This is a genomic window from Cupriavidus sp. WKF15 (genome assembly GCF_029278605.1).
Taxonomy (GTDB): domain Bacteria; phylum Pseudomonadota; class Gammaproteobacteria; order Burkholderiales; family Burkholderiaceae; genus Cupriavidus.
Genome location: NZ_CP119572.1, coordinates 278,242 through 301,634 on the forward strand (window position 1 = coordinate 278,242; position 23,393 = coordinate 301,634).

Consider the following 23,393-nt stretch of genomic DNA (forward strand, 5'->3'; position numbering starts at 1 on the left):
GAAGCGTAGCAGACTGCGGAGCCGGGACAGGGGCTTCCCTGCTGGCCGGAACGGAATGAAGTGGGCAAGTCATCACCTAGAGCGTTATCGCCTTCGGTGAAGAGGCTTCGCCTTATACATACATTCATGGATGCAGGTATAATTTCGCGAAATATTCACATTTCTGCCTCACTTTTCTTGTTGATCCCGATATGAACTACCGTTTCATTGCCGTCTGCATGGCAATCTGGCTTGGCGTCTGCGCCACGGCTGGCTGGGTGGTCGAGCGCCTCTGGAGCTGATTCCCGCCAGAGGGTCGGGTCAGGCCGCGCGTACCGTCGGCTGCCGGCCCGTGAGGCTTTCAAAGAACTCCCACAACTGTGGCGCGTCACCGGTTGCCACATTGAAACGGATCCACGGCGAATCCGTTTCCTCAGGCTCGAAATAGGATCCTGGTGCCAGCCAGATGCCATGTTCGAGCGCCAGCGTGGCGAGCCGGTTGCCGGTCATCGGCACGCCATCAGGCCGCGCATCGCGTACACGGGCCCACGCGAACATGCCGCCTTCCGGCCGCAGCAGGACTTCCAGGCCGTGCGTTTCCATCTTCTCTGTCACGCGGTCCTGCTGGGCGCGCAGGCGTTCGGCCAGCGCCGCCACGTGGCGGCCATAGTGCCCGCTGGTGAGTACTGAATACACCAGCCGCTCCGTCACTTCCGAAGACGTCAGCCCGACCGCCATCTTGGTCCGCGCAAAGGCCTTGGCCAGGTCCGCGCTGGCGGCCAGATAGCCCACTCGCAGCGAAGGCGTGATGGTCTTGGAAAAGCCGTTGACATAGACCACCTGCGACAGCCCGTCCATGGCGGCCAGCATGGGCGAGCCGGCGGGCGCGAGTTCGCGGTAGATATCGTCTTCCACCACCAGCAGCCGGTGCTGCTCGGCGAGCTGCAGTACGCGAAACGCGTTCATGCTGGTCAGGCTGGCGCCGGTGGGGTTCTGCAGCACGGTATTGACGAAGAGCGCGCGCGGAGCGTGGCTGCGGATGGCGTCTTCCAGCGCATCGGTATCGAGGCCGGCCGCAGTGCGCGGCACCCCCACCACGCGCAACCCGGCGAGCCGCAGGATCTGCAGCAGGTTGCAGTAACAGGGCGCTTCGACCAGCACGGTGTCGCCCGCGCGCAGCAGCGTGCGCACGACGAGGTCCAGCGCCTGCGTGGCACCCTGGGTCAGCACCACCTGTTGTGCCTGCACCGGGATGCCGTACTGGCCGAGACCGGCTGCAATATGCTCACGCAGCGGCGCATAGCCATAGGGATGGCCGTAGCCCGAGACCTGTGCGGCCGGTACGCGCGCCGCGGCGCGCATGGCCTGATGCAGGCCTTCCTCGTTGAGCCAGTCGCCCGGCAGCCAGCCGGCACCGGCCTTGATCGGCACCGAGTGATCCGCGAACACGTCCGACAGCAGCCACGCCGCATTGAGCCCGGGCGCTTCCCATTGCGGCGTGCGCGCGCCACCGGCCGGCGCGTGGCGATGGGCCACGGTGTAGCCGGAACCGGCGCGCGCGGCCAGATAGCCCAGCGCGGTGAGCCGGCCGTAGGCCTCGGCAACCGTGAAGGTGCTGATGCCGTGCTGCTGGGCAAAGCGGCGCACAGACGGCAGCGGCGAGCCGGCGCGCAGCGCGCGGCGGTCCACCAGCGCGGCAATGCCGGCCACGATCTGTTCGGTCAGGGTTTCGCCTGCGCGGCGGCTGCGGGTCAGGTCAAGGGTCAGCATGCGGCACTTCAACAGGAGCCAACCTGTACAGTTTAGCGGTTGCGCGACCCTGTCCGGACGGGTTCTCGACCAACGCGCCAGAAATGATGCGGTGCAATGTGTGACGCCGCACGGCGCCGTATGGCCGGTCCTGCCAGACTGCCTGGATGCCGCTGCTGCAACGGCACAATCCTGTACGGTTTGACTTGCCTAAACTGTACGGTAAGGGGACGTTGTCCGGACCGTATATTTTGTCGCCTTTGGGCCGCCGGTAGAGTGGCCGACATCCCTGCCGCTGCACGCGATCCGCCGTGACAGCGCGCGCCAACCAGACTGCCCGGAGGAGGACATATGGACGCCGCCAAGACCGTGATTCCCGATCTCGATGCCCTGTGGATGCCCTTTACCGCGAACCGCCAGTACAAGGCGGCGCCGCGACTGCTGGCCTCGGCCAGCGGCATGTACTACACGACCCACGACGGACACCAGATCCTGGACGGTTGCGCGGGCCTCTGGTGCGTGGCTGCCGGCCACTGCCGCAAGGAGATTGCCGAGGCCGTGGCGCGCCAGGCCGCTACGCTGGACTACGCGCCGCCGTTCCAGATGGGCCATCCGCTGTCGTTCGAAGCGGCCACCAAGGTGGCGGCCATCATGCCGCAGGGGCTGGATCGCATCTTCTTCACCAATTCCGGCTCGGAGTCGGTCGATACCGCGCTGAAGATCGCGCTTGCCTACCACCGCGCGCGCGGCGAGGGCCAGCGCACTCGTTTCATCGGACGCGAGCGCGGCTACCACGGCGTGGGCTTCGGCGGCATGGCGGTGGGCGGCATCGGGCCGAACCGCAAGGCGTTCTCCGCCAACCTGATGCCCGGTACCGACCACCTGCCTGCCACCCTGAACATCGCCGAAGCGGCGTTCTCGAAGGGCCAGCCGCAATGGGGCGCGCACCTCGCCGACGAACTCGAGCGCATCGTCGCGCTGCATGACCCGTCGACCATCGCCGCCGTCATCGTCGAGCCGCTGGCCGGTTCCGCCGGTGTGCTGGTGCCGCCGGTCGGCTACCTGGAAAAGCTGCGCGCAATCACGAGCAAGCACGGCATCCTGCTGATCTTCGACGAGGTCATCACCGCGTTCGGCCGCCTGGGCGCCGCCACCGCGGCGGAGCGCTTCAAGGTCACGCCGGACCTGATCACCATGGCCAAGGCCATCAACAACGCCGCCGTGCCGATGGGCGCCGTGGCCGTGCGCCGCGAAGTGCATGACACCGTGATCAACTCGGCCGCGCCGGGCGCGATCGAGCTGGCGCATGGCTACACTTACTCGGGCCACCCGCTGGCCGCCGCCGCCGCGGTCGCCACGCTGGACCTGTACCAGCGCGAGAACCTGTTCGGCCGTGCCGCCGAGCTGTCGCCGGTGTTCGAAGCCGCCGCGCACAGCGTACGCGAGGCGCCGCACGTGAAGGACATCCGCAACCTCGGCATGGTCGCCGGCATCGAACTGGAGCCGCGTCCCGGCCAGCCCGGCGCGCGTGGCTACGAAGCCTTCCTCAAGTGCCTGGAGCGCGGCGTGCTGGTGCGCTACACCGGCGACATCCTTGCGTTCTCGCCGCCGCTGATCATCAGCGAGGCGCAGATCGCCGAGCTGTTCGAAACCGTCAAGCAGGCGCTGCGGGAAGTGCAATAAGGACGCCGAAGTGAACATCGCAGAGAACCGGCAGATCGCCGAAATCCGCCACTACATCGGTGGCACGGTCCGGCAGGGCGCGTCCGCGCGCTTTGCCGATGTCTTCAACCCGGCCACCGGCGAGGTGGCCGCACGCGTGGCGCTGGGCTCGGCGCAGGACGTATCCGATGCCGTCGCGGCGGCGAAGGCCGCGTTCCCGGCCTGGGCCGACACACCGCCGCTGCGCCGCGCGCGCATCCTGTTCAGGTTCAAGGAGTTGCTCGACCAGCACCACGACGACCTGGCCGCGCTGATCACGCGCGAGCACGGCAAGGTGTTCAGCGACGCCAAGGGCGAAGTCACGCGCGGCATCGAGGTGGTGGAGTTCGCGTGCGGCATCCCGAACCTGCTCAAGACCGATTTCACCGACAACGTCGGCGGCGGCATCGACAACTGGAACCTGCGCCAGCCGCTCGGCGTGGTGGCCGGCATCACGCCCTTCAACTTCCCGGTGATGGTGCCGATGTGGATGTTCCCGGTGGCGTTGGCCTGCGGCAATACCTTCGTGCTCAAGCCGTCCGAGCGCGATCCGTCGCCGAGCCTGCTGATTGCCGACCTGCTCAAGCAGGCCGGCTTACCCGATGGCGTGTTCAACGTCGTGCAGGGCGACAAGGCCGCCGTTGACGCGCTGCTCGCCCACCCGGACGTGCAGGCGCTGTCGTTCGTGGGCTCGACGCCGATTGCGGAATACATCTACACGGAAGGCACCAGGCACGGCAAGCGTGTACAGGCGCTTGGCGGCGCCAAGAACCACCTGGTGGTGATGCCCGATGCGGATCTGGATCAGGCCGTGGATGCACTGGTCGGCGCGGCCTACGGCTCGGCCGGCGAGCGCTGCATGGCGATCTCGGTCGCGGTGGCCGTGGGCGGCGTGGCCGACAAGCTCGTGCCGCGCCTGGCCGAACGCGCCGCCGCGCTGAAGATCCGCAACGGCATGGAGGCCGACGCCGAGATGGGCCCGCTCGTAACCGGCGCGCACAAGGCGAAGGTGGAGGGCTATATCGAGAAGGGCGTGCAGGAGGGCGCCAAGCTCGTGACCGATGGCCGCGGCCACAAGGTCGCGGGCCACGAGAACGGCTTCTATGTGGGCGGCACGCTGTTCGACCACGTCACGCCGGACATGACGATCTACAAGGAAGAGATCTTTGGCCCGGTGCTGTCGGTGGTGCGCGTGCACGACTTTGCCGAAGCGGTGGCGCTGATCAATGCGCACGAGTATGGCAATGGCGTGTCGTGCTACACCAGCGACGGCGGCATCGCGCGCGCGTTCGCGCGCCAGATCCAGGTGGGCATGGTGGGCATCAACGTGCCGATCCCGGTGCCGATGGCATGGCATTCGTTCGGCGGCTGGAAGCGCTCGCTGTTCGGCGACCATCACGCCTACGGCGAAGAGGGCGTGCGCTTCTACACGCGCTACAAGAGCGTGATGCAGCGCTGGCCGGACTCGATCGCGAAGGGCGCCGAGTTCACGATGCCGGTGGCGAAGTAACCCCGCTCGCGCAGGGATGATCCGCGCCAGCGGTTCATCCCCGCGCGACCCAATTCGGCGCCTTGTGTCGCAAATGTCCCCAGCGACCTCCATAGTGACTTTGGCGGCACCCTCAAAAGAGTAAACTCCCGTCCTTTCCAGGAAAGGCGAAGCCATCCACAAGACGGCATTCGCGGGAGTGTTCTGATGAGTCTGTTCCGCACCAAGAATATCGACGCCATGCTCGCCGTGGCGCATGACGACGGCCTGAAGAAGGTGCTTGGCCCGATCGATCTCGTGATGATGGGCATCGGCGCCATCATCGGCACCGGCATCTTCGTGCTGACCGGCACCGGCGCGCTGACTGCCGGGCCGGCGCTGACGGTGTCGTTCGTGATTGCCGCCATGGCGTGCGGGTTTGCCGCGCTCTGCTATGCCGAGTTCGCCTCGGCCATTCCCGTATCGGGATCGATCTATACCTACAGCTACGCCACGCTCGGCGAGATCATTGCGTGGATGATCGGTTGGGACCTGCTGCTTGAGTACGGGCTCGCCACGTCGGCGGTGTCGGTGGGTTGGTCGGGCTACTTCCAGTCGCTCGTGGCCGGCTTCGGGCTGAAGCTGCCGGCGGCGCTTACGGCAGCGCCGGGCGCCGTGCCCGGTGTCGAGACCATGGTGAACCTGCCAGCCATGCTGATCATGCTGGCGATCACATGGGTAGTGTCGTATGGCGTGAAGGAATCGGCGCGCCTGAACAACGTGATGGTGGCGATCAAGGTCAGCGTGGTGCTGTTGTTTATCGCCGTGGGCGTGTGGCACGTGAAGCCGCTGAACTGGCAGCCGTTCGCGCCATTCGGCATGAGCGGCGTGTTCAATGCGGCGGCGCTGGTGTTCTTCGCGTTCATCGGCTTCGACGCCGTGACCTCGGCGGCGGAAGAAGTACGAAACCCGAGCCGCGACCTGCCCGTCGGCATCATCGGCTCGCTGGCGGTCTGCACGGTGCTGTACGTGGTGGTGGCCGCGATCATGACCGGCATCGTGCCGTTCGCCAAATTCGCGGGCGTGGACCACCCCGTGTCGCTGGCGCTGCAGTTCGCGGGGCAGAACTGGGTGGCGGGCTTTGTCGACCTGGGGGCCATCCTCGGCATGACCACGGTGATCCTGGTGATGACCTACGGCCAGACCCGCATCATCTTCGCGATGTCGCGCGATGGACTGCTGCCCGAGCGGCTCTCGTCGGTGCACCCCGTGCATGCCACGCCGTACTTCGCCACCTGGACGGTGGGCATCGTCTTTGCCGCGATTGCCGGCTTCGTGCCGCTCAACGTGCTGGCCGAGCTGATCAATATCGGCACGCTCGCGGCCTTCACGCTGATCTCGATCGCCGTGCTGGTGTTGCGCCGCACGCGCCCTGACCTGCCGCGCGCGTTCCGCTGCCCCGGCGTGCCCGTGGTGCCGCTGCTGTCCGCGGGCTTCTGCCTGTTCCTGATGGCCCACCTGCAGGTGCTGACGTGGATCGCGTTCCTGGTGTGGCTGGCGATCGGCCTGGCGATCTATTTCCTCTACGCGCGGCGCAACGCCGTGCTGCACAACCACGGCGGCTGAAGCTCGGCCCTGTTCACGCCCTGGCGGCGGCCTCGCGCAGGAAGGCCACGGCGCGGGGCTCGTTGACATACGCGGTGTTGATGCGAATCCATGCCGAGGTCTCGCCGCCCGGCCGGAAGTAGTTTCCCGGCGCCAGCGTCACGCCGAACTGCTCGCCCAGCGTGACCAGCTCGCGCGAATCCTCTACCCCCGGCGGGCGCGCCCACAGGAAGTTGCCGCCCGCCGGTTCGCAGAACACTTCCCATCCGCATGCCGTCAGCTGCCGCACGGCGTTGGCCGAGGACTCGCGCACGCGCAGGCGCAGCCGCTCTACATACTTGCGATAGCCGCCGCGCTCCAGCAGCGTGGCGATGACCGCCTCGGCAAAGTGCGAGCCGGCTATGCTGGTCAGCACCTTCACATCCACCAGGTCTTTCACCAGCGCCTTGTCGGCGACCAGGTAGCCGACGCGCAGCGACGCCGACACGGTCTTGGAAAACCCGCCGATGTAGATCACATGCTCGAGTTGGTCCAGCGTGGCGAGCCGGTCGGTGAATTGCGTCTGGAAGTCCGAGAAGATGTCGTCCTCGACAAAGCGGAAGCCGTGCCTGCGGGCCAGTTCCAGCAGGCGGAAGGCGACCGGCGGCGCCAGCGTGGAGCCAGTCGGGTTCTGCAGCACGCTGTTGGTGAAGAAGAGCTTTGGCTTGTGCTCGCGCAGCAGCGCTTCCGTGGCATCCGGATCCGGGCCGGAAGGTGTATGCGGCACGCCCACCAGCTGCACGCCATGCAGGCGCAGCAGGCCGAACAGGTTGTAGTAGCCCGGGTCTTCCACGAACACGGTATCGCCAGGCTTGAGCAGGTGCCGCACCACCAGGTCCAGGGCCTGGCTGGCACCGGTAGTGATCAACACCTGCGGCAGCTCCGCCGCGATGCCGAGCTGCCGTACGCGGTGAAGCACCTGCCTGCGCAGCTCGGGGTGCCCCATCGGCGTCGCGTAGTGGATCACGCTGTCGACCTCGTTGCGCGAGACCGCGCGGACGGCCTGCGTCAGCCCCTCCACATCACGCCAGGTTTCAGGCACGAAACCGCCAGCCAGCTTGAGCGTGCTGCTGGGGTGGTTGAACTGCTCCAGGATATGGTCGGACAGGTCCTCGGCCAGGCTGGGGTCGGACCAGCCACGTGCGGACCGGCTGGCAAGCGGGCTGTCCGCGACGTAGAAGCCGGAGCCCTGGCGCGAATCCAGCAGCCCCTGCGACACCAGCCGGTCATAGGCTTCGATCACCGGGAAGCGGCTGATGCCGTTGTTGGTCGCCAGTTGCCGGATCGACGGCAGCCGCGCGCCGGGGCGCGCCTCGCTCGAGCTGATCCATGCCTTCACCCCCTGGATGATCTGCTCGGTCAGGGGGATGCCCGTGGAGTGGTCAATGATCAGCTTCATGGTGGCGTCGAACTGTCAGGAAAAACTACCGAACAGTTCATCAAAAACTGTTCACAACTGTACATGGGATTCTAGTCGCTGATGCGAATAATGGAAGCATGGCGGAGACAGGTGCCGCCGGGCAGACGAGGAGCGGCGACATGCGTGAACTGAGGGTATTTGAACTGGATGAACCGGAGCAGCCGGTGAGCCTGCGCGCGGGCTACGGGCAAAACGTGAAGGTGACGGAAGGCCGGGTGTGGATCACGATGGAAGGCTGTGCGGCCGACTTCTGGCTGCAGCCGGGCGAGGTCCTTGCGCTGGCCGAGGGTGAGCGTTACTGGCTGTCGGGCGAGGGCGGCCCGGCGCGCTTCGCGCTGGCCGCGGTGTCGGCGCCGCTGTCGTGGCGTCTAGCTGCCGGGCTGCGCGTACTGGCGCACCGTTGGGGCGAATGGAAGACCGATGCGTTCGGGGAATGCCCGCGGCTGGGCGTGCGGTGATGGCGCCTTCCGCCGAGTAAAGGCCGCCCTCGGGCGGCCTTCATCATTCTGTTGCTCAGGCTGAGACCGAGTGCCGCTTGATTTCCGCCAGCTTGGCGGCACCGATCTTTTCTTTCGCCATTTCGGTGTCGTAGTAGGTCTGCAAGTTCATCCAGCCTTGCGCATCAGTGCCGAAGAAGGCCGCTAGGCGCACTGCCGTGTCCGCGGTGATCGCGCGTTCGCCCTTGACGATCTCGTTGATGCGACGCGGCGGCACATCGATGGCCTTCGCCAAGGCGTATTGGGACAGGCCGAGCGGTTCGAGCCAATCCGCCTGGAGGATCTCACCAGGGGTGGCCAGAGGAACTTCGCGAGCCATTACCTGCTCCTTTCAATGCTTAGTGATAGTCGACAATCTCGACGTCGCTTGCGTTGCCGTTGGCGAACCGGAAGCAGATGCGCCCATTGGTCGTTGATCCGTATGCTGAATTGGCCTGCCCGATCGCCCTTGAGCGCCTCCAGCCGGTTGTTTGGCGGGACGCGGAGGAAGCTCAGACTATCGGCCGCATGGACTTGCTGCAGTTTCCGGATCGCGGCTCGCTCGATGTTCGCGAACCTTGCGATCCGGGTGCCTCCGAAAAGCAGGGCAGTGTCACGGCAATTGAACGAGGTGATCATGTGTATGATAACGTCTTGCGTTAATAACGCAAGACGTTATTAGTCTTGGTGAGATGATTGGCGCACCTCGTACGGTAGCCGACTTGCCTTACGTTAACGTTAACGTCATATAATCGACAGGCCCCCGCCGCGACGGGGGCTGTCCGCATGCATGGCCAAGCCGACACCGGATCGGCATACCAGGCTGGCAAGCGGCCGCCAGCCAATCCCAGCCAGCGGTGGAGACAATGACCGACCTTTCCGATGTGCGCGATGTCCGTCGCGACGCGCTCCAGGCCCAGGCGCGCGGCCCCGTCAACAAGGTACGTTTCGTCACGGCGGCTTCGCTGTTCGACGGCCACGACGCCTCGATCAACATCATGCGGCGCATCCTGCAGTCCCAGGGCTGCGAGGTGATCCACCTTGGCCACAACCGCTCGGTCGACGAGGTGGTGACGGCCGCGCTGCAAGAAGACGCACAGGGCATCGCCGTATCCAGCTACCAGGGCGGGCACGTCGAGTACTTCAAGTACATGGTCGATCTGCTGCGCGAGAAGGGCGGCGAGCATGTCCAGGTGTTCGGCGGCGGTGGTGGCGTGATCGTGCCGGATGAGATCCGCGAACTGCAGGCCTACGGCGTGACCCGCATTTTCAGTCCTGAGGATGGCCAGCGCATGGGCCTGGCCGGCATGATTGCCGACATGGTGCAGCGCTGCGACATCGACCTGAGCCGCTATGCGCCGACCACGCTCGATGCCGTCACGGCAGGCGACCGCCGCGCACTCGCCCAGCTCATGACCGCGCTCGAGAACGGCAAGGCTGATCCGGGACTGGTGGCCGATCTGCATGCGCGCGCAGGCAAGGCCACGGTGCCCGTGCTCGGCATCACGGGCACCGGCGGCGCCGGCAAGTCGTCGCTGACCGACGAGCTGATCCGCCGCATCCGGCTGGACCAGCAGGATACCTTGCGCATCGCGGTAATCTCGATCGACCCGTCGCGGCGCAAGTCCGGCGGCGCGCTGCTCGGCGACCGCATCCGCATGAACGCGATCAACCATCCGAACATCTTCATGCGTTCGCTTGCCACGCGCGAAGCGGGCAGCGAGATCTCGCAGGCGCTGCCCGATGTCATCGCCGCGTGCAAGGTGGCCGGGTTCGACCTTGTCATGGTCGAGACCTCGGGCATCGGCCAGGGCGATGCAGCGATCGTGCCGCACGCGGACCTGTCGCTCTACGTCATGACGCCCGAGTTCGGCGCCGCGAGCCAGCTCGAGAAGATCGACATGCTCGACTTCGCCGATTTCGTCGCGATCAACAAGTTCGACCGCAAGGGCGCGCAGGACGCCTGGCGCGATGTGGCCAGGCAGGTGCAGCGCAACCGCGAGCAATGGCATGGCAAGCCCGAGGACATGCCCGTGTACGGCACCCAGGCGTCGCGCTTCAACGACGACGGCGTGACCATGCTCTACCAGGGCCTGCGCGAGGCGCTCGCAGGCAAGGGACTCCAGTTGCAGCCCGGCATCCTGCCGGCGCTGACCGGCCGCATTTCCACGGGGCAGAACGTCATCGTGCCGCCGCAGCGCAGCCGCTACCTGGCGGAGCTGGCCGACACGGTGCGCGGCTACCACCGGCGCGTGGCGGAACAGAGCCGCATTGCGCGCGAGCGCCAGCAGTTGCGTGCGTCCAGCCGGATGCTCGCGCAGGCGCAGGGCGAAGGCGTCGCTGCGCTGGACCATCTCGCCGCGCAGCGCGACACCGCGCTTGGCGCGCTGGAGCACAAGCTGCTGGCCATGTGGCCGCAGATGCGGGAGGCGTACAGCGGCGACGACTACGTGGTGAAGATCCGCGACAAGGAATTGCGCACGCGCCTGGTGACCACCACGCTGTCCGGCACCAAGGTGCGCAAGGTGGTGCTGCCGCGCTTCGAGGACGATGGCGAGATCCTGAAGTGGCTGATGCGCGAGAACGTGCCCGGCAGCTTCCCGTACACCTCGGGTGTGTTCGCGTTCAAGCGCGAGAACGAGGACCCGACTCGCATGTTCGCGGGCGAGGGCGATGCGTTCCGCACCAACCGGCGCTTCAAGCTGGTGTCGGAAGGCATGGACGCCAAGCGGCTCTCGACCGCCTTCGACTCGGTCACGCTGTACGGCGAAGACCCGCATGTGCGGCCGGACATCTACGGCAAGGTCGGCAATTCCGGCGTGTCGATTGCCACGCTTGACGACATGAAGGTGCTCTATGACGGCTTCGACCTGACCAGCCCGAGCACCTCGGTGTCGATGACCATCAACGGCCCGGCGCCGACCATCCTGGCGATGTTCATGAACACCGCCATCGACCAGAACCTGGACAAGTTCCGCGCCGACAACGGCCGCGAGCCGACGGTCGACGAAGAGGCCAAGATCCGCGCATGGGTGCTGCAGAACGTACGCGGCACGGTGCAGGCCGACATCCTCAAGGAAGACCAGGGCCAGAACACCTGCATCTTCTCGACCGAGTTCTCGCTCAAGGTGATGGGGGATATCGCCGAGTACTTCGTGCACCACCAGGTGCGCAACTTCTATTCGGTGTCGATCTCGGGCTACCACATCGCCGAGGCCGGCGCGAACCCGATCTCGCAGCTCGCCTTCACGCTCGCCAACGGCTTCACCTATGTCGAGGCATACCTGGCGCGCGGCATGCATATCGATGATTTCGCGCCCAACCTGTCGTTTTTCTTCTCGAACGGCATGGACCCCGAGTACAGCGTGCTGGGCCGCGTGGCGCGCCGCATCTGGGCGGTGACGATGCGCGACAAGTACGGCGCCAACGAGCGCAGCCAGAAGCTCAAGTACCACATCCAGACCTCGGGCCGCTCGCTGCATGCGCAGGAGATCGATTTCAACGATATCCGCACCACGCTGCAGGCGCTGATCGCGATCTACGACAACTGCAACTCGCTCCATACCAACGCCTACGACGAGGCCATCACCACGCCCACCGGCGAATCCGTGCGCCGTGCGCTGGCGATCCAGCTGATCATCAACCGCGAGTGGGGCGTGGCCAGGTGCGAGAATCCGAACCAGGGCAGCTTCCTGATCGAGGAGCTGACCGACCTGGTGGAAGAAGCCGTGCTGCAGGAGTTCGAGCGCATTGCCGAGCGTGGCGGCGTGCTCGGCGCGATGGAGACCGGCTACCAGCGCGGCAAGATCCAGGAGGAGTCGCTGTACTACGAGCAGCGCAAGCACGACGGCACGCTGCCCATCATCGGCGTGAACACGTTCCGCAATCCGGCCGGCGATCCGATTCCGCAGAAGCTGGAACTGGCACGCTCCAGCGAAGCCGAGAAGCAGAGCCAGCTCGCGCGCCTGGCCGCGTTCCAGCAGGCGCATGCGGAACAGGCGCCAGCCATGCTGCAGCGGCTGCGCCAGGCCGTGATCGACAACGAGAATGTGTTCGCGGTGCTGATGGATGCGGTGCGCGTGTGCTCCCTGGGGCAGATTACACACGCGCTGTTCGAGGTCGGAGGCCAGTACCGCCGCAATATGTGAAACAAAAGGCAGCAGAACAGCCCTGAAATCGGGGGCGGAGGGGCCTGTCACGGCCACGGCCGCGCGCGTGCGTTAAACTCGGAGGCTCGCCGGATTCCGGAACGACCGCCGCACCAGACCATGAACAGCCAGTACGATACGAACAACGTTTTTGCGAAGATCCTGCGCGGGGAAATTCCGTGCAACAAGGTCTATGAAGATGCCGAGACCATCGCTTTCATGGACATCATGCCGCAATCCGACGGCCATACCCTGGTGGTGCCGAAGGAAGCCGCGGTCAACCTGTTCGACTTGTCGGAAGCCGGCGCCGAAGCCGCGATCCGCACCACGCAGCGCGTCGCGCGCGCGGTGCGCCAGGCGTTCAACCCGGACGGGCTTTCGATTGGCCAGTTCAACGGTGCCGCGGCGGGCCAGACCGTGCCGCACGTGCATTTCCATATCGTGCCGCGCTACGCCGACCAGACGCTGCGCGGCCACGCGCGCGACATGCAGGATCCGGACCTGCTCAAGGCCCACGCGGATCGCGTCATCGCCGCACTGCGCGAACAGGCGGCCTGAGCATCCGCGAAGAACGAATATATAACCAGCAAAGAGGAAGATAGAGATGGCAATCAGGACAGTGGGCATCGTCGGTGCCGGCACCATGGGCAACGGCATCGCGCAGGCCTGCGCGGTAGTTGGCCTGGACGTGGTGATGGTGGACATCAGCGACGCAGCGGTGCAGAAGGGCATCGCCACCGTCGCCGGCAGCCTGGACCGCCTGATCAAGAAGGACAAGATCAGCGAAGCCGACAAGACCGCCGCGCTCGCGCACATCCAGGGCTCGACCGCGTATGAGGACCTGAAGAAGGCCGACATCGTGATCGAGGCCGCCACCGAGAACTATGACCTGAAGGTCAAGATCCTCAAGCAGATCGACGGCATCGTCGGCGAGAACGTCATTATCGCTTCGAACACCTCGTCGATCTCGATCACCAAGCTGGCCGCCGTGACCAGCCGCCCCGACCGCTTTATCGGCATGCACTTCTTCAACCCGGTGCCGGTGATGGCGCTGGTGGAACTGATCCGCGGCCTGCAGACCAGCGACGCCACCCACGCCGACGTCGAGGCGCTGGCCAAGGAACTGGGCAAGTACCCGATCACCGTGAAGAACAGCCCGGGCTTCGTGGTCAACCGCATCCTGTGCCCGATGATCAACGAGGCCTTCTGCGTGCTGGGCGAAGGCCTGGCTTCGCCGGAAGAAATCGACGAAGGCATGAAGCTCGGCTGCAACCACCCGATCGGGCCGCTGGCACTGGCCGACATGATCGGCCTGGACACCATGCTGGCCGTGATGGAAGTGCTGTATACGGAATTTGCCGATCCGAAGTACCGTCCGGCCATGCTGATGCGCGAGATGGTGGCCGCGGGCTACCTGGGCCGCAAGACTGGCCGCGGGGTGTACGTGTACAGCAAGTAATCCTTGCCGCTCGCGCGCGTTGCTCTGACGCAACGCGCAGTGTGCAGTAATCGCCGGCCGCCATCGAGGCGGCCGGTTTGCTTTTGACGTGAATCCACGCTCCCGCCGTACGCCGTGAAAGCCGCTTACAGGGATTCACATGCCGAAACAATTCCCATCACCCGTTACGCGACTGTCGCGTTAGAGTGAAATCATGGATTCAAGACAGAAAAGGAACCAGATGATCCGCCCCCTCCTAGCCGCCTTCACGCTTGGCGCCTTGTCGCTGGCGGCAGCCAGCCCGGCCATGGCACGCGTCGATGTCGGCGTAAGCATCGGCGTGCCGGCACCTGTGTACGTAGAGCCTGCACCCGTCTATGTAGCGCCACCGCCGCCGGTTTATGTGGCGCCTCCGCCTCCCGTTGTGTATGGCCCGCCGCCGGTGGCGTATGGCCCGGCTCCGGTAGTGGTGGCCCCTGCCATCGTGATGGGCTGGCACGGCGACCGCTACTGGGATGGCCGCCGCTGGTGGGGACGCGAGGAATGGTATGGCCACCGCCGCTATCGCGACTACGACGACGACCGCGGTCACGGCCACGGTCACGGCCACGGTCACGACCGTTGGTAACCCGTCGTCCGGGGGCGGGGCCTGATTTCGCCTATAACTGAAGTCGGCCCAGCCCACCACCGGAGACGGCGATGCAAAAAACCTGTCTGGCTGTCCTGCTCCTCACCCTCTCGCTTGCTGGCTGCGTCTCCGTCAGCAGCGGCGATCCCAATCCCCCCGCCAACAATGCAGCAGCCAGGCCATCGTCAGGCACCACGATCACGTGCCCGCAGGCGCCGTGCTACTAGCCTGCCACCCGTCGTCGCAGAGCCAGTCCCGCGTCTGACTGCTCCGTGGCAATCCGCCTGACCTGCACCATGATGTCGTCCGCCGACACCGCGAGCGGTGCCAGCGGGAGCCCGGCGTGGCGCAGTGCGTCGGCCGTCCACGTATTGCAGGTGTAGACCAGGCTGTAGGCGGCGGTCGCGGAGAGGTACGCCCCTCCTTCATACGGTCCGGCGCCAAGGCTGACTGGGCTCCCATCCGCGTGTCTCTGCACCGCGTCGCGCAGAAAATCGCGCAATCCGTCCAGCCCCGGCCGGCTGACCGCCAGGCCAACCACATTCCCGGCGCCGAATGCCTCGGCCGGCGGCGCGCGCAGCGCGGTCAGCAGTACCACGCCGCGCCCCGGCACCAGCGCCAGCAGCATCGTCACCACGCCATGGTTGCGCCGTACTACGTATGAACGGTCGCCGAAGCCGAAGCACAGATAGCGCACGTCCTCGAAGCCGCCGGCAAGGCTGCGCACGGACGGGTCCGCGTCCTCGCTGCGCAGGCAGACATCGGTGTGCCAGTCCCGCACCACCACCTCGATCATGGCAGCAGCAGGTATCGCAGGGGTGATGGATGGCGCCGGCGGCAGCGGCGCGCAGGCGGCGGCTGCCACGGCGGTCGCGCAAGCCAGCAGGCGGCAGGCAAGAGCAAAGGCGCGGCACACGTTCAGCGCAGCAGGATCAGCCGCGGCACGGCGTCGGCGCCGCTCCAGACGATGGCGTTCTGACCGTGCTTCGTGCCGAGCGCGCTGGCGGCGTCGAGCGATATCCCAGGCACCAGGAAGCTCGGCTCGCCTGGCCAGCCGTTATCCGGATGCTGGCCAATGCCCGGGATGGCGGCAAAGCCGAGTCGCGCGAGGTCTTCGGCCAGCGCCTGTTGCCGCGCCTCGTTGCGCAACGGATCGGAGGGCTGGCTGAACGGATTCGCGGCGGTGATGAACGCGCTCGATGCCACGTGCAGGCGCTCGTGCAAGGCTGCCAGCGGCGCGCTTGGCTGGTCGATCTTCAGCGTGATCGCCGCATCGCCATGCACGCGGTAATCGGTCTCGCGATAAGCCCGCAGCGTGGCGTCGTCGATCGCGGTGCGCGCCGGCATGGTGTCACTCGCCGTACTGGCGCAGGCCATCCAGGTCCAGCACTTCGATCACGCCGTAGTCCACGCGCACCAGGCCCTGCTGTTCGAGCACCTTGAGCGCCTGGTTGGCGCGCTGGCGCGAAATGCCGGCGAGCAGGCCGATCTCTTCCTGCGAGATCTCGAGCGTCTTGCCGATGCCGGGATAGAGCTGCTCGTTGAGCAGCGACGACACCGCCCGCGCCACGCGCGAGTCGATGTCGAGCAGGCGCTCGTACTCGACCGCGGCGATGAACTGGCCAAGCCGCTCGTTGAACTGCGTGAGCAGGAAGCGCGTGAACGGCAGGCTGGTATCCAGCAGCCACTGAAAAGTCTCGCGCGGCAGGAAGGCGATGGTCGAGCGGCGCAGCGCCATCACGTCGTACTTGCGGATCTCCGACTTGAGCACCGCGCCTTCGCCGAACCAGCCGCCGGTCGGCACGCCCGTGAAGGTCACGGACTTGCCCGACGGCGACACGGTAGTGATCTTGACGATGCCTTCGAGCACCCCCAGCCAGTGCTCGGCCAATTCACCCTTGTGGCAGACGTAGTCGCCCTGCGTGTACTCGCGCACGAACATCGCGCGGCGCACGCGATCCCGCTGCTCCGGACTGAGGTCCGCGGCCCATACGCAGCGGTCGACGAAATCGTTCAGCATGGCCTGAAAGGATCCTGTAGGGATTAACCCCGAATTGTCACCGGCGTGACAACCCGGGGGGAAGGCATCGGCTATCTTACGATCACCACGGAGCCGGCAGGTGCCACCAGACAAGGCACGACGGGCTTGATGCGCTGCGGCATGACGGCCGCCAGGCAAAACAGGCCAAGTATAACGACCCGGACCGGCGCTTGACACCGCGCGTGGACCCCCACCGCGGAGGGACAGGAGACAGCGATGCAGGAATCGTCGGCGACGACCTTTCCGCGATTGCTGCTGGAGCACGCCCGGCAACGGCCGGCGCATCCGGCGTATCGCGAAAAGGATCTCGGCATCTGGCAGACATACAGCTGGGCACAGGCGGCGCAGGAGGTCAGGGCGCTCGCATGCGGTCTCGCTGCACTGGGATTCACGCGCGGCATGAACCTGGCGGTGGTGGGCGACAACCGTCCGCGCCTGTACTGGGCCATGACCGCGGCGCAGGCGCTTGGCGGCGTGCCAGTGCCGCTGTACCAGGATGCCATTGCCAATGAAATGGTCTACGTGCTCAACGATGCGGAGATCGACTTCGCCATCGTCGAAGACCAGGAGCAGGTGGACAAGCTGCTCGAAGTGGAAGCGCAGCTCGCCGAATCCGGCCGCAGCGTGCGCCACGTCATCTATGAAGATCCGCGCGGGCTGCGCGACTACGATCATCCGTCGCTGATGTCGTACCAGCGCCTGCAGGAGATCGGCCGCGAATTTGACCAGGCGCATCCTGGATTCTATGACGAGGCGGTTGCCGCCGGCTCGCCCGAAGACACGGCCATCATCCTCTATACGTCCGGCACCACCGGCAAGCCCAAGGGCGTGTGCCACGCGCACCGCGGCCTGATCGGCTCGGCGCGCAACGGTTGCGGCTTCGACGGCCTGACGGCGAAGGACGACGTGCTGTCCTACCTGCCGATGGCATGGGTCGGCGACAACCTGTTCTCTTACGCGCAGGCCATGGTGGCGGGCTTCACCGTGAACTGCCCGGAATCGCGCGAGACCGTCATGACGGATCTGCGCGAGATCGGCCCGACCTACTACTTCGCGCCGCCGCGCATCTATGAAGGCCTGCTGACCCAGGTGATGATCCGCATGGAGGACGCGGGCTGGATCAAGCGCAAGCTGTTCCAATGGGCCATGGACGTGGCGCGGCGTTGCGGTGCGGACATCCTCGACGGCAAGCCCGTGGGCCTCGCCGACAGGCTGCGCTATGCCGCCGGCGAGTTGCTGGTCTACGGCCCGCTGCGCAACGTGCTCGGCATGAGCCGTATCCGCGTGGGCTACACCGCGGGCGAGGCGATCGGCCCGGACCTGTTCCGCTTCTATCGCTCGATCGGCGTGAACCTCAAGCAGTTCTATGGCCAGACCGAAACCTGCGCCTACGTTTGCCTGCAGCCTGACGGTCAGGTGAAGTTCGACTCGGTTGGTCCGGCGGCGCCCGGCATGGAAATCCGCATCGCCGACAACGGCGAGGTGCTGGTGCGCGGCGTGGGCCTGCTCAAGTCCTACTACAAGCGCGACGACGCCACGCGCGAGGCCATCAACGACGAGGGCTACTTCATGACCGGCGATGCCGGCGTGATCGATGCTGACGGCCACCTGAAGATCATCGACCGCGCCAAGGACGTGGGCAAGCTCGCCGATGGGTCGATGTTCGCGCCCAAGTACATCGAGAACAAGCTCAAGTTCTTCCCGTACATCAAGGAAGCCGTCGCCTTTGGTACGGGGCGCGAGCAGGTCTGCGCGTTCATCAACATCGATTTCGATGCGGTTGGCAACTGGGCCGAGCGCCGCCACCTGCCGTACGCCGGCTATGTCGACCTCGCGGGCCTGCCCGACGTGATCGCGATGATCGGCGAATGCGTCGAGCAGGTGAATGCGGACCTGGCCAACGACGGCATGCTGGCCGGCTCGCAGATTTCGCGCTTCCTGATCCTGCACAAGGAGCTGGATCCGGACGACGACGAGCTGACCCGCACGCGCAAGGTGCGGCGCGGCTTCATCGCGGAGAAGTACGCGGTACTGGTCGACGCGCTGTATGCGGGCAAGACCGAGCAGTTCATCGAGACGCGCGTCAAGTTCGAGGACGGGCGCGAGGGCAGCGTGTCGGCCACGCTGAAGCTGGTGGATGCCAAACGCCTGCCGCCGTCGGCACGCGCGGCGTGAGCAGGGGAGCAAGAGCATGACGCAAGTGGCCTGGCAAGGATCGGACCGCGCGCCCGTGGGGCAGCGCGGCGGACAACCCGAATGGAACGGCATGGCGCGCACCGATGCATCGGGTGCCATCCCCGGCGGCGGCGCCATTGCGCCGGCCGGCCCGATGGCGCCCGGTGCGCCGCTGGCCGACATCGGCCTGCAGACCGGCGCGCAGCGTTCGCAGCAGACGCATGAACAGGTGCGTACCGGCGGCGAGGTGATCCTGGACCTGCAGCACATCTCGCTGTCGTTCGGCGGCGTGAAGGCGCTGACCGACATCTCGTTCGATGTGTGCGAGCACGAGATCCGCGCCATCATCGGCCCCAACGGCGCGGGCAAGAGTTCGATGCTGAACGTGATCAACGGCGTGTACCACCCGCAGCAGGGGCGCATCGTGTTTCGCGGCGAGGAGCGCCGCCAGATGCATCCGACCGCGGCCGCGCGCCAGGGCATTGCGCGTACGTTCCAGAACATCGCGCTGTTCAAGGGCATGACGGTGCTCGACAACATCATGACCGGCCGCAACACGCAGTTCCGCACCGGCTTTCTCGCGCACGCGCTGTGGTGGGGGCCGGCGCGCAACGAGGAGATGCGGCACCGGCAGAAGGTCGAGGAGGTGATCGATTTCCTGGAGATCCAGTCGATCCGCAAGACGCCGGTGGGACGCCTGCCGTACGGCTTGCAGAAGCGCGTCGAACTGGCGCGCGCACTCGCGGCCGAGCCGTCGATGCTGCTGCTGGACGAGCCGATGGCCGGCATGAACGTGGAAGAGAAGCAGGACATGTGCCGCTTCATCCTGGACGTGAACCGGCAGTTCGGCACCACCATCGTGCTGATCGAGCACGACATGGGCGTGGTGATGGATATCTCGGACCGCGTGGTGGTGCTGGATTACGGCAAGAAGATCGGCGACGGCACGCCGGACGAGGTCAAGGCCAATCCGGATGTGATCAGGGCCTACCTGGGCACCTCGCACTGAGCCCGCGCGCGGGCTCTCCCTTCAACCGATTCCACCGGAACGCAGCCATGACGTTCTTCATTGAAATCCTGCTCGGCGGCCTGCTGTCGGGCCTGATGTACTCGCTGGTGGCGCTGGGCTTCGTGCTGATCTACAAGGCCTCGGGCGTGTTCAACTTCGCGCAGGGCGCGATGGTCTACTTCGCCGCGCTGGCCGTGGTGGGCCTGATGGACAAGGGCCTGCCGATGTGGGCCGCCGTGATCGGCGCCTTCGTCGTGATGATCGTGGTCGGCATGAGCACCGAGCGCTTCGTGCTGCGCAAGCTGGTCAACCAGCCGCCCATCACGCTGTTCATGGCCACCATCGGCCTGTCGTTCTTCCTGGAAGGACTGGGGCCGCTGCTGTTCGGCAACGAAGTGCGCCCGATCAACCTCGGCATCGTCGATGAGCCGATCGAGGCGATCCTGACGCGCTTCAATATCGTCCTCTCCAAGTTCGACCTGGCCGCGGCCGCGATCGCGGGCGTGCTGGTCGGCTCGCTCGCACTGTTCTTCCAGTACACCAAGGTGGGCCGCGCGCTGCGCGCGGTGGCCGACGACCACCAGGCCGCGCTGTCGCTGGGCATTCCGCTGCAGCATATCTGGGCGATCGTGTGGGGCGTGGCGGGTTTCGTCGCGCTGGTGGCCGGCATGCTGTGGGGCTCGCGCAATGGCGTCCAGTTCGCGCTGACCCTGACGGCGCTGAAGGCGCTGCCGGTGCTGATCCTCGGCGGCTTCACCTCGGTGCCGGGCGCCATTGTCGGCGGCCTGATCATCGGCGCCTCGGAGAAGCTGGCCGAGATCTACATCCCGCCGGTGTTCCAGTCGGCGTTCGGCGGCAACTTCGGCGGCATCGAAGGCTGGTTCCCGTATGTGTTCGCGCTGCTGTTCCTGCTGGTCAGGCCCGAAGGCCTGTTCGGCGAGAAGCATATCGACCGCGTCTGAACCGACTTCGCTCCAGGAGACTTTCCATGTTCTATCGTGAAGCCGGCCAGTTCAAGACGAGCTACGTCGCCGACAGCCAGATCTTCCCCATCCGCCAGGACCGCATCGGCTTTGCGGTACTGATGGCGCTGGCCTTCCTGGTGATTCCGTTCGTTGGGTCGGAATACTGGTTCTCGGCCATCCTGATCCCGTTCCTGATCTTCGCGCTCGCGGCGCTGGGCCTGAACATCCTGACCGGCTATGCCGGACAGCTTTCGCTGGGCACCGCGGCCTTCATGGCGGTGGGCGCTTACGCGGCCTACAACTTCCAGCTGCGTGTCGAGGGCTTGCCGGTGCTGCTGACGTTCGTCCTGGCGGGGCTTTCCGCCGCCGTGGTGGGCGTGGCATTCGGCCTGCCGTCGCTGCGCATCAAGGGCTTCTACCTGGCGGTGGCCACGCTCGCCGCGCAGTTCTTCGTGGTGTGGGCGCTGACCAAGTTCCCCTGGTTCTCCAACAACAGTTCGTCGGGCGTGATCACCGCGCAGCGGCTGGACCTGTTCGGCATCGCCATCGACACGCCGGTGAAGAAGTACCTGTTCGTGCTGACCTTCGTCACGGTGCTGGCGTTCATTGCCAAGAACCTGGTGCGCTCGGCCACCGGCCGCGCCTGGATGTCGGTGCGCGACATGGACGTGGCGGCCGAGGTGATCGGCATTCCGCTGATGCGCACCAAGCTGCTGGCCTTTGCCGTCAGCTCGTTCTACTGCGGCGTGGCCGGCGCGCTGTACGCGTTCTGCTACCTGGGCTCGGTGGAGCCGGACGGTTTCTCGCTGGACCTGTCGTTCCGCGTGCTGTTCATGATCATCATCGGCGGCGTGGGCAGCATCCTGGGCTCGTTCCTGGGCGCGGCCTTCATCCTGTTGCTGCCGATCTTCCTGGACAACGTGCTGCCGCCGCTGGCATCGCTTCTGCACCTGCCGTTCACGAATGCCACGGTGTCGCATATCCAGCTGATGGTATTCGGCGGCCTGATCATCTTCTTCCTGATCGTGGAGCCGCACGGGCTCGCGCGGCTGTGGCAGATCGCCAAGGAGAAGCTGAGGCTGTGGCCGTTCCCGCACTGATCGTATTCCCTGCTTTCCGACGTAGCGTTCCATCAAACGGGTACCCCATAACAAACGCACCTGCCAAGGTGAAGGAGACTGTCATGACAACCCTGATTCGCAATGTGCAGCGTGCCGTGCTGGCCGTGAGCGCCGCGGCCGCGCTGATGGCGCCGGCGGCCTCCGCGCTGGCGCAGGCCAGCGAGCAGTTCGTGGCGCTGCCGAGCTACCGCGTGGGCCCGTATGGCGCCAACGGGCAGTCCTGGTATGGCGGCTTCGTCGACTACCTGAACTACGTCAACCTGAAGGACGGTGGCGTCAATGGCGTCAAGCTGAGCTGGGAAGAGTGCGAAACCGAATACAACAACGCCAAGGGCGTGGAGTGCTATGAACGCCTGAAGGCGAAGAACACCACCACCAAGGGCACGGCCTATCACTCGATGTCGACGGGCATCTCGTACGCGCTGGTCGACAAGACGGCCGCCGACAAGGTACCGCTGGTGATGATGGGCTACGGCCGCACCGATGCGGTGGACGGCTCGGTGTTCCCCTATGCCTTCCCGCTGGTGACGACCTACCAGATGCAGGTGTCGGCCATCGTGAAGTACCTGGCCGGCAAGAACGGCGGCTCGCTCGCCGGCAAGAAGATCGTCTACCTGTACCACGACTCGGCCTATGGCAAGGAGCCGATCGTGGCACTGCAGGCCGAGGCCAGGCTCGGCAAGTTCAACCTGGTCGAGATCCCGGTGGCGCACCCGGGCAACGAGCAGGGCGCGCAGTGGCTGAAGATCCGCCAGGAGAACCCGGACTACGTGATCTTCTGGGGCTGGGGCGTGATGAACCAGACCGCGCTGAAGGCGGCGCAGAAGGTGGGCTTCCCGCGTGACAAGATGATTGGCTCGTGGTGGGCAGGCTCGGAAGAAGACACCGTGCCCGCCGGCGAAGCCGCGAAGGGCTATATGAGCGCCACCTGGAACGTGGCGGGCCGCAGCGTGCCGCTGATCGCCGACATCGACAAGGTGGTGTACGGCGCGGGCAAGGGCAACATGCTGGACAAGAACAAGGTGGGCTCGGTGCTCTACAACCGCGGTGTTTCGGCGGCTGTCGTGACCGTGGAAGCCATCCGCGTGGCGCAGGAGAAGTTCGGCAAGGGCAAGCCGATGACCGGCGACCAGATGCGCTGGGCCTTCGAGAACCTGAACCTGACCAACGCGCGCCTGCAGCAGCTTGGCGCAACCGGCCTGCTGCCGGAGATCAAGACGAGCTGCGACAACCACGAGGGCTCGGGCAAGGTGAAGATCCAGCAGTGGGACGGCACCAAGTGGGTCGTGGTGTCCGACTGGATCGAAGGCAACAAGAACCTGATCCACCCGCTGTTCAAGGCGACCGCCGCGCAGTATGCGAAGGAAAAGGGGATCACGCCGGGGTGCATGAAGTCGTGATGCTGTATGCGTCCTGATGGTGGTCTCTCCT

The 23,393-nt window shown here is 65.8% G+C and carries 19 protein-coding genes and 1 pseudogene; 13 read left to right on the plus strand and 7 right to left on the minus strand.

The annotated features are described in order from the left end of the window. Positions 1 to 300: 300 nt before the first annotated feature. A complete protein-coding gene (locus tag CupriaWKF_RS01320; RefSeq protein ID WP_276099257.1) occupies positions 301 to 1,749 on the minus strand; it encodes a PLP-dependent aminotransferase family protein in 1,449 nt (482 codons plus the stop codon). A gap of 330 nt (positions 1,750 to 2,079) precedes the next feature. On the opposite strand from CupriaWKF_RS01320, the gene CupriaWKF_RS01325 reads away from it, so the two are divergent. From CupriaWKF_RS01325 to CupriaWKF_RS01335, 3 genes are all read left to right on the plus strand, one after another. After that, a complete protein-coding gene (locus tag CupriaWKF_RS01325; protein ID WP_276099258.1) occupies positions 2,080 to 3,411 on the plus strand; it encodes an aspartate aminotransferase family protein in 1,332 nt (443 codons plus the stop codon). Between the two features lie 10 nt (positions 3,412 to 3,421). Continuing rightward, complete coding sequence (locus tag CupriaWKF_RS01330) at positions 3,422 to 4,939, plus strand: CoA-acylating methylmalonate-semialdehyde dehydrogenase (RefSeq protein WP_276099259.1); 1,518 nt, start codon at positions 3,422 to 3,424, stop codon at positions 4,937 to 4,939. Between the two features lie 186 nt (positions 4,940 to 5,125). After that, positions 5,126 to 6,523: an amino acid permease gene (locus CupriaWKF_RS01335; protein ID WP_276099260.1), complete on the plus strand. Its 1,398-nt coding sequence runs from the start codon at positions 5,126 to 5,128 to the stop codon at positions 6,521 to 6,523. Between the two features lie 13 nt (positions 6,524 to 6,536). Here the strand turns inward: CupriaWKF_RS01335 and CupriaWKF_RS01340 are convergent, their stop codons facing one another. After that, entirely contained in the window at positions 6,537 to 7,940 is a 1,404-nt protein-coding gene (locus CupriaWKF_RS01340) for a PLP-dependent aminotransferase family protein (protein ID WP_276099261.1), read from the minus strand. 140 nt (positions 7,941 to 8,080) lie between these two features. Here CupriaWKF_RS01340 and CupriaWKF_RS01345 point away from each other — a divergent pair, with 140 nt between their 5' ends. Next, positions 8,081 to 8,419: a DUF2917 domain-containing protein gene (locus CupriaWKF_RS01345; protein ID WP_276099262.1), complete on the plus strand. Its 339-nt coding sequence runs from the start codon at positions 8,081 to 8,083 to the stop codon at positions 8,417 to 8,419. A 55-nt stretch (positions 8,420 to 8,474) separates the two neighbouring features. On the opposite strand, the gene CupriaWKF_RS01350 is transcribed toward CupriaWKF_RS01345, so the two are convergent. Further along, positions 8,475 to 8,777: a HigA family addiction module antitoxin gene (locus CupriaWKF_RS01350; RefSeq protein ID WP_276099263.1), complete on the minus strand. Its 303-nt coding sequence runs from the start codon at positions 8,775 to 8,777 to the stop codon at positions 8,475 to 8,477. Positions 8,778 to 8,796: 19 nt separating this feature from the next. Next, positions 8,797 to 9,076 (minus strand): annotated as a pseudogene (locus tag CupriaWKF_RS01355) (type II toxin-antitoxin system RelE/ParE family toxin). A gap of 227 nt (positions 9,077 to 9,303) precedes the next feature. Here CupriaWKF_RS01355 and icmF point away from each other — a divergent pair. From icmF to CupriaWKF_RS01375, 4 genes are all read left to right on the plus strand, one after another. Beyond that, positions 9,304 to 12,585 (plus strand): fused isobutyryl-CoA mutase/GTPase IcmF, encoded by a 3,282-nt coding sequence (gene icmF / locus CupriaWKF_RS01360; protein WP_276099264.1) that lies wholly within the window; start codon positions 9,304 to 9,306, stop codon positions 12,583 to 12,585. Positions 12,586 to 12,705: 120 nt separating this feature from the next. Continuing rightward, entirely contained in the window at positions 12,706 to 13,143 is a 438-nt protein-coding gene (locus tag CupriaWKF_RS01365; RefSeq protein ID WP_276099265.1) for an HIT family protein, read from the plus strand. 46 nt (positions 13,144 to 13,189) lie between these two features. After that, entirely contained in the window at positions 13,190 to 14,044 is an 855-nt protein-coding gene (locus tag CupriaWKF_RS01370) for a 3-hydroxybutyryl-CoA dehydrogenase (protein WP_276099266.1), read from the plus strand. Positions 14,045 to 14,264: 220 nt separating this feature from the next. After that, entirely contained in the window at positions 14,265 to 14,651 is a 387-nt protein-coding gene (locus tag CupriaWKF_RS01375; RefSeq protein WP_276099267.1) for a hypothetical protein, read from the plus strand. A gap of 223 nt (positions 14,652 to 14,874) precedes the next feature. On the opposite strand, the gene CupriaWKF_RS01380 is transcribed toward CupriaWKF_RS01375, so the two are convergent. Genes CupriaWKF_RS01380 through CupriaWKF_RS01390 form a run of 3 tightly spaced genes read right to left on the minus strand, consistent with a single transcriptional unit; the run spans position 14,875 to position 16,671 of the window. After that, a complete protein-coding gene (locus tag CupriaWKF_RS01380) occupies positions 14,875 to 15,516 on the minus strand; it encodes a DUF2459 domain-containing protein (RefSeq protein ID WP_276099268.1) in 642 nt (213 codons plus the stop codon). Between the two features lie 53 nt (positions 15,517 to 15,569). Further along, positions 15,570 to 15,998 (minus strand): DUF3293 domain-containing protein, encoded by a 429-nt coding sequence (locus CupriaWKF_RS01385; protein ID WP_276099269.1) that lies wholly within the window; start codon positions 15,996 to 15,998, stop codon positions 15,570 to 15,572. A 4-nt stretch (positions 15,999 to 16,002) separates the two neighbouring features. After that, entirely contained in the window at positions 16,003 to 16,671 is a 669-nt protein-coding gene (locus CupriaWKF_RS01390; protein WP_276099270.1) for a Crp/Fnr family transcriptional regulator, read from the minus strand. Positions 16,672 to 16,908: 237 nt separating this feature from the next. Between CupriaWKF_RS01390 and CupriaWKF_RS01395 the strand changes: the two genes are divergently transcribed. The 5 genes from CupriaWKF_RS01395 (at position 16,909) to CupriaWKF_RS01415 (ending at position 23,362) form a co-directional block, all read left to right on the plus strand. Beyond that, positions 16,909 to 18,867, plus strand: coding sequence for an AMP-binding protein (locus CupriaWKF_RS01395; RefSeq protein ID WP_276099271.1), 1,959 nt, complete (start codon positions 16,909 to 16,911; stop codon positions 18,865 to 18,867). 16 nt (positions 18,868 to 18,883) lie between these two features. Beyond that, the gene (locus CupriaWKF_RS01400) at positions 18,884 to 19,876 is read left to right on the plus strand and encodes an ABC transporter ATP-binding protein (protein WP_276099272.1); all 993 of its coding nucleotides are present in this window, start codon (positions 18,884 to 18,886) and stop codon (positions 19,874 to 19,876) included. Positions 19,877 to 19,923: 47 nt separating this feature from the next. After that, positions 19,924 to 20,838, plus strand: a complete 915-nt coding sequence (locus CupriaWKF_RS01405; RefSeq protein WP_276099273.1) for a branched-chain amino acid ABC transporter permease — start codon at positions 19,924 to 19,926, stop codon at positions 20,836 to 20,838. A 26-nt stretch (positions 20,839 to 20,864) separates the two neighbouring features. After that, entirely contained in the window at positions 20,865 to 21,941 is a 1,077-nt protein-coding gene (locus CupriaWKF_RS01410; protein ID WP_276099274.1) for a branched-chain amino acid ABC transporter permease, read from the plus strand. 83 nt (positions 21,942 to 22,024) lie between these two features. Continuing rightward, a complete protein-coding gene (locus CupriaWKF_RS01415; RefSeq protein WP_276099275.1) occupies positions 22,025 to 23,362 on the plus strand; it encodes an ABC transporter substrate-binding protein in 1,338 nt (445 codons plus the stop codon). The last annotated feature ends 31 nt before the right edge of the window (positions 23,363 to 23,393 follow it).

Coding starts and splice junctions, on each gene's coding strand:
- CupriaWKF_RS01320 (WP_276099257.1), bottom strand. CDS start 1,749: ATGCTGACCCTTGACCTGACCCGCAGCCGCCGCGCAGGCGAAACCCTG.
- CupriaWKF_RS01325 (WP_276099258.1), top strand. CDS start 2,080: ATGGACGCCGCCAAGACCGTGATTCCCGATCTCGATGCCCTGTGGATG.
- CupriaWKF_RS01335 (WP_276099260.1), top strand. CDS start 5,126: ATGAGTCTGTTCCGCACCAAGAATATCGACGCCATGCTCGCCGTGGCG.
- CupriaWKF_RS01340 (WP_276099261.1), bottom strand. CDS start 7,940: ATGAAGCTGATCATTGACCACTCCACGGGCATCCCCCTGACCGAGCAG.
- CupriaWKF_RS01345 (WP_276099262.1), top strand. CDS start 8,081: ATGCGTGAACTGAGGGTATTTGAACTGGATGAACCGGAGCAGCCGGTG.
- CupriaWKF_RS01350 (WP_276099263.1), bottom strand. CDS start 8,777: ATGGCTCGCGAAGTTCCTCTGGCCACCCCTGGTGAGATCCTCCAGGCG.
- icmF (WP_276099264.1), top strand. CDS start 9,304: ATGACCGACCTTTCCGATGTGCGCGATGTCCGTCGCGACGCGCTCCAG.
- CupriaWKF_RS01365 (WP_276099265.1), top strand. CDS start 12,706: ATGAACAGCCAGTACGATACGAACAACGTTTTTGCGAAGATCCTGCGC.
- CupriaWKF_RS01370 (WP_276099266.1), top strand. CDS start 13,190: ATGGCAATCAGGACAGTGGGCATCGTCGGTGCCGGCACCATGGGCAAC.
- CupriaWKF_RS01375 (WP_276099267.1), top strand. CDS start 14,265: ATGATCCGCCCCCTCCTAGCCGCCTTCACGCTTGGCGCCTTGTCGCTG.
- CupriaWKF_RS01385 (WP_276099269.1), bottom strand. CDS start 15,998: ATGCCGGCGCGCACCGCGATCGACGACGCCACGCTGCGGGCTTATCGC.
- CupriaWKF_RS01390 (WP_276099270.1), bottom strand. CDS start 16,671: ATGCTGAACGATTTCGTCGACCGCTGCGTATGGGCCGCGGACCTCAGT.
- CupriaWKF_RS01395 (WP_276099271.1), top strand. CDS start 16,909: ATGCAGGAATCGTCGGCGACGACCTTTCCGCGATTGCTGCTGGAGCAC.
- CupriaWKF_RS01400 (WP_276099272.1), top strand. CDS start 18,884: ATGACGCAAGTGGCCTGGCAAGGATCGGACCGCGCGCCCGTGGGGCAG.
- CupriaWKF_RS01405 (WP_276099273.1), top strand. CDS start 19,924: ATGACGTTCTTCATTGAAATCCTGCTCGGCGGCCTGCTGTCGGGCCTG.
- CupriaWKF_RS01410 (WP_276099274.1), top strand. CDS start 20,865: ATGTTCTATCGTGAAGCCGGCCAGTTCAAGACGAGCTACGTCGCCGAC.
- CupriaWKF_RS01415 (WP_276099275.1), top strand. CDS start 22,025: ATGACAACCCTGATTCGCAATGTGCAGCGTGCCGTGCTGGCCGTGAGC.